Annotated in this window: 1 protein-coding gene; it reads left to right on the top strand. The window is 75.1% G+C overall.

Annotated elements, in window-relative coordinates; all coding sequences use genetic code 11:
- Window positions 1–983, top strand: a 983-nt coding sequence (locus tag SKC42_RS27390) for an HNH endonuclease signature motif containing protein (protein ID WP_330967361.1), incomplete at both ends; no start/stop codon positions are given.

Raw genomic sequence — 983 nt, 5'->3', positions numbered from 1 at the left:
GTGCGGCTGGCCTCGGCGATCGTGTGGCACACCGACCTGATCACAGACCCCGACACCCTGGCCGTGGTCGATGCGGCGCTAGGCGAGGACGCCGCCCGGCTCGGGCCGCTGTCGGTGACCAAGACCGCCCAACGCATCGACGCCCTCATCGCCCAACATGACCCCGCCGCGGTGCGCCGCTCTCGCGCTGCGGCCCGCGGCCGCCACGTCACCCTCACCCCCGCCGACCACGCCACCGGCACCGCGGGCCTATGGGGATCGCTGTATGCCACCGACGCCGCCATCCTCGACCGCCGCCTGACCCAACTCGCCGGGCAGGTCTGCGCCGACGATCCGCGCACCGTCGAACAGCGCCGCGCCGACGCCCTGGGCGCCCTGGCCGCCGGCGCCGCCAGCCTGGCCTGCGGCTGCGCCAACCCCGACTGCCCCGCCCACCTCGATGCCGACCCACGCGCCGCGGCGGTGACCATCCATGTCGTGGCCGATGCCACCACCCTGACCGCCCCGCCCGACCCGCACACCGCCGGCCCACCCCAGCGCCGCCCGCTCACCCCCGACATGACACTGGCCCAGGCGCTGGCCCCCCACCCCGAACCTCCGGCGCCGAGGTTGCCCGCGGCCCACCTCACCGGCGGGGTCAGCCTGCCCGCCGCGCTGGTCGCCGAGCTGGCCCGCGCCGGCGCGCGCGTCAGCCCCCTGCTACTTCCCGCCGAGGTATCCCCCGAGCCGGGCTACCGGCCCTCGGCCGCGCTGGCCCGGTTCATCCGCTGCCGCGACCTGACGTGTCGCTTCCCCGGCTGCGACCGGCCCGCCGACCGCACCGACATCGACCACACCCTCGCCTACCCCGCCGGGCCCACCCACCCGTCCAACCTCAAATGCCTATGCCGAAAACACCACCTGCTCAAGACGTTCTGGGCCGGCTGGCGCGACAAGCAGTTTCCCGATGGCACCATCGAGTGGACCTCACCCACCGGGCATAC

Origin of the sequence: Mycobacterium sp. 050134 (assembly GCF_036409085.1) — a bacterium.
Taxonomy (GTDB): domain Bacteria; phylum Actinomycetota; class Actinomycetes; order Mycobacteriales; family Mycobacteriaceae; genus Mycobacterium.
The sequence above is the reverse complement of the archived record's forward strand: the minus strand, read 5'-3'. Positions and strand labels throughout refer to the sequence as shown.